This is a genomic window from Streptomyces flavofungini, assembly GCF_041028215.1.
Classification (GTDB): Bacteria; Actinomycetota; Actinomycetes; order Streptomycetales; family Streptomycetaceae; genus Streptomyces; species Streptomyces flavofungini_B.
On record NZ_JASKYR010000836.1, the window covers coordinates 1 to 4,049 of the forward strand.

Sequence of the window (4,049 nt, forward strand, 5' to 3'; positions counted from 1 at the left end):
GCGCTGGTCGGGGGGTGTCGCGGTGAGGACGGCGGCGGGCACGAGGGGGTGCGTGAACGCGTGGGCGGCCGGGCCGCAGGAGACGAGGCCGCTGCGTTCGGCCTCCGGGTAGACGGACGCGGGCAGGCTCAGGACGCGGGCGGCCGCCGACACGTCGCGCGCTCCGTCGTCCGCGACGGCCATGAGCAGCAGCAGGGTGCGGGCACCGGCTCCCAGGGCGCCGACCCGTCCGGCGAAGAGCGCTTCCGCGGTGGCACCGGCCGTGACCCGTGGGGGCATCGGCGCGGCACCGCCGAGCTGTTCCGCGGTCAGCCCCGAGACCACCTCGATCAGTGCCATCGGATTGCCGCCCGTGCTCGCCGTCAGCTGTCGGCACACCTCCGGCGGGGCCGGGACTCCGGTACGGTCCGCGACGACCGCGGCCACTGCCCGCTCGTCCAAGGGGGCCGGTGCCAGGACCGGCAGTGCGGTGAGGAGCCGGTCCACGGCCGGTTCGGGACGCGTGGCGAGGAGCATCACCACGCACTCCGTCATCAGCCGCCGCGCGGCGAAGGCCAGGGCCTCGAGCGACGGTGTGTCGAGCGCGTGCGCGTCGTCGACGACGAGCAGCAGCGGCCGGTCCGCGCTCAGGTGGGCGATGTGGGTGAGGGTCGCGGCGCACACCCCGAAGCGGTCGGCAGCCCGGGCGGGGCCGAGTGCGACCGCCCCGCGCAGTGCCGACGCCTGTACGCCGGGCAGCCGGGCCAGCAGCCGCGGATCGGCGCGCACCAGCTGGGACAGGCCCGCGAAGCCGATTCCCCGCTCCGGCTCCCAGCCGCACACCCGCCGCACCCGCAGCCCGGCCGCCTCGGCGGCCCGTGCTCCCTGCCGGAGCAGGGACGTCTTGCCGATTCCGGCCTCGCCGCGCAGCACCAGGACACCGCTGTCTCCCTCGCGGGCGGCTGAGAGCAGCCGGTCGATCCGTGCGGCCTCGGTCCGGCGTCCGAAGAGCATGGGGCACGGTAGCGCGGCGGACGGCGGGCCCGGGGGAGCGCGTGGACGGCTGAGCGGCCCGGGGCGCCGCTGGTCAGTTGGGGCCGGCGGTGTTCCTGACCCGGGCGCGGGTGGCGTACAGGGCGTCGTACAGATCCTGTGTACGGGCCGCGTACCACAGGGCGATCCGCCCCACCGCCCAGCACAGCGCACCGGTGACCACCGGCACGTAGCGGTCCTCGGGCATCGGCACGGTGCCCCAGTGGGCCGCCAGCGCCTGGTTCAGGGTCAGCGCCCCGACGGTGAACCCGGCGGCGGTCAGATGCAGGGCCGTACGGGCGCGACCGCGCAGCCGGTGACCGACGGCCACGGAGAGCAGGAAGGCCGCACCCAGGGTCAGGGGCAGGCCCCGCGCGGCCACGCTCAGATAGACCAGCGTGGGGTCCCCGTCGCCCGGCCGCCTGCCACTGAGGTAGCCGAGGCTGCCCAGCCCCACCCAGGTGGCGAGGAGTTCGGTGAGCAGCAGGACCGCGGTGCCGAGCACCACGGCGAGCAGCACCGCCGCGAACCCCGTGCCGGTCCGCGCCCGCGCGCTCTGCCGACGCACGTCGCGGCGCAGCACCCGGGGCCAGAGGATCGCGGCGACGAGGCTGATGTAGGCCAGATTGGCCAGCAGCCGCTCCTGCTCGGACGCGTGCGCCTGGCCGAGGGCGTGGTTGCCCACCACGAGGACCGTGGGCAGTACCAGGAACTCCAGGATGAACCATGCCGCCTGCGAGGCCCGGGGCGGCGCGGGATCGGTCGTCGTCATCGTTGTCCCCCGTGTGGTGCGATCCGTCCGGCGGGCGCCTCGGTGTCACCGGTGCCCGCCGCCGCGCAAGCATCGCGCGGTCCGGGCGGGTGCCGCTTCGGGGACATCCCCGGGGAGGAGCGCCGCGCGGGTCCTTGCGTGCGGGGTCCGGTCGACCCACCTGCCCCTTTCGCGTCGGGGCGGGCGCCCGATGCGAAAGGATGGGTCCGACGGCGGTCGCTTGCCGCCGTCCGGCACCCCTCGGGCAGCGTCCGCCGTACGAGGGGCGGCCGGAGTCCGCCACCGAGAACGGAGCGTCGAAGGTGACCGAGGAGCCGAGCGCGGCACAGCGCCCCACCCTGGAGGCCGTGGCCGCCCGAGCCGGGGTCTCGCGTGCCACGGTCTCCCGTGTCGTCAACGGCGACCCGGGGGTGCGCGAGGCACTCGCCGACAAGGTCAGACGTGCCGTCGACGAACTCGGCTACGTCCCCAACCACGCCGCCCGCAGCCTGGTCACGCGGCGCCACGACGCGGTCGCCGTGGTGATCGCCGAACCGGAGACCCGGGTCTTCGCCGACCCGTTCTTCGCGCTGCAACTGCGCGGCATCAGCAAGGAACTGACGGCCCGTGACATCCAGCTCGTCCTGCTGCTCACCGAGGGCAGGGACGATCACGAGCGGGTCGGCCGGTATCTCTCCGGCGGCCATGTCGACGGCGCCCTCGTCTTCTCGCTGCACCTGGACGACCCGCTGCCCGGCATCATCCGGCGCGCCGGGGTGCCCACGGTGTTCGGCGGCCGTCCGGGGTGGCCGGACGCGGACGCGGGGGAGCGGGGCGCGCCGTACGTCGACTGCGACAACCGCGGGGGCGCCGCCGAGGCGGTGCGCCATCTGATCGGTCTCGGGCGGCGCCGGGTCGCGCACATCACCGGGGCACTCGACCAGACCTCCGCGGTCGACCGGCTCGACGGCTACCGGGATGTGCTGAATGGCGCCGATCCGCGGCTGATCGCCGAGGGTGACTTCACCTTCGCGGGCGGCGAGCGGGCGATGCGGCGGCTGCTCGACGCCGATCCGGAGATCGACGCCGTCTTCGCGGCCAACGACCTGTCGGCGTCCGGGGCGCTGCGGGTGCTGCGGGAGCGGGGCAGGTCGGTGCCGGGCGACGTGGCGGTGGTCGGCTTCGACGACATGCTGCTCGTGGCCGAACAGGCGGAGCCGCCGCTGACGACGGTCCGCCAGGACATCGAGGGCATGGGCCGCCTGATGGCCCGCATGCTGCTGCGGGGGCGGGACGGCGGCGGTGCCGCCGAGGGGCCTTCCAGTGTGGTGCTGCCGACGGCCCTGGTGCGCAGGGAATCGGCGTGAGCGCCGGTCACGGCCCGGCCGCGGCGGAATGCGGCCGGGGCCGGGCGTGGGGGGTGTGACCGGCGTCGGGGCCGGACGCGGCCCGCGGCGTCAGGAACCGACGCTGACCGTGAACCGCCGGGGGTTGCCGTCGTGGGCGGCGCCGGAGACGTCGGGCTGGCCGTCGGGGCGCACGTCGTCGTACGGGAAGGCGTAGCCGATCGGGGAGTTGGCGTGCACCACGCGGGACCAGTGGTTGGTCACCGCGTCCTTGTAGTAGTCGCCGGAGCCGGTGCCGTTGGGCTGCTCGGGGTGGGTGAGCATGATGCTGCGGTTGAACCCGGCCGAGAGCCGCGCGAGGAGGCCCTTCTTGTCGTCGGGGTCGTTGGGGTTGTTGGCGAAGGGGCCGTGGTTGCAGGTGAAGATGTCCTTCGACGTCGGCTTGGTGAAGGTGTGGCCGCCGTTGAAGGTCAGTACGTCACCGCTGACGCGCCCGGTGAAGACGCCCCGGCCGCCCTGGAGGTCGATCTTGAGGTCGGTGGAGCGGTACTTGTCCCACACCTGGTCGATGTAGCTGTTCCACACGTCGCGGAACGGCATCTCGTTCGGGCGGTCGAAGTAGGGCGCCATGAGGTTCTGCGGGGAGATGACGCGCAGGACACCGTTGTCACCGCGGATGACGAGCTTGTCCCAGGGCTGGCCGTCCTTGGCCGCCTGCGCCACGAGGTCCGAGGCGATCTTGTCGACGGCGCCGTCGGGCAGCGGGGCCACGTCGTGGGTGCCGTCGCCCTCCAGGGACAGGCCGATCGGCAGGGCGGTGACGAGGTCCACGTAGCTGATGTTGGCGTAGAGCTGCTCGGTGTTGAACGTGAACTCGCAGAAGGACCAGGTGCGGCCGTAGTTGGGGTCTTCCTTGGTCGCGAAGGCGGGCTCGACCAGGG

Annotated in this window: 4 protein-coding genes; 1 reads left to right on the top strand and 3 read right to left on the bottom strand. The window is 74.1% G+C overall.

Annotated features, from left to right (window positions below; all coding sequences use genetic code 11):
• Together AB8Z36_RS35250 and AB8Z36_RS35255 are read right to left on the bottom strand one after the other, a co-directional pair.
• Window positions 1–993: AAA family ATPase (locus tag AB8Z36_RS35250; RefSeq protein ID WP_369217465.1), on the bottom strand; the 993-nt coding region annotated here is incomplete at its 3' end.
• A 73-nt stretch (window positions 994–1,066) separates the two neighbouring features.
• A complete protein-coding gene (locus AB8Z36_RS35255) occupies window positions 1,067–1,783 on the bottom strand; it encodes a hypothetical protein (RefSeq protein ID WP_369217466.1) in 717 nt (238 codons plus the stop codon).
• Between the two features lie 302 nt (window positions 1,784–2,085).
• Here AB8Z36_RS35255 and AB8Z36_RS35260 point away from each other — a divergent pair, with 302 nt between their 5' ends.
• Window positions 2,086–3,129: a LacI family DNA-binding transcriptional regulator gene (locus tag AB8Z36_RS35260; protein WP_369217467.1), complete on the top strand. Its 1,044-nt coding sequence runs from the start codon at window positions 2,086–2,088 to the stop codon at window positions 3,127–3,129.
• A gap of 90 nt (window positions 3,130–3,219) precedes the next feature.
• Here the strand turns inward: AB8Z36_RS35260 and AB8Z36_RS35265 are convergent.
• On the bottom strand, window positions 3,220–4,049 hold an 830-nt coding region (locus tag AB8Z36_RS35265), incomplete at its 5' end, for a beta-1,3-glucanase family protein (RefSeq protein ID WP_369217468.1).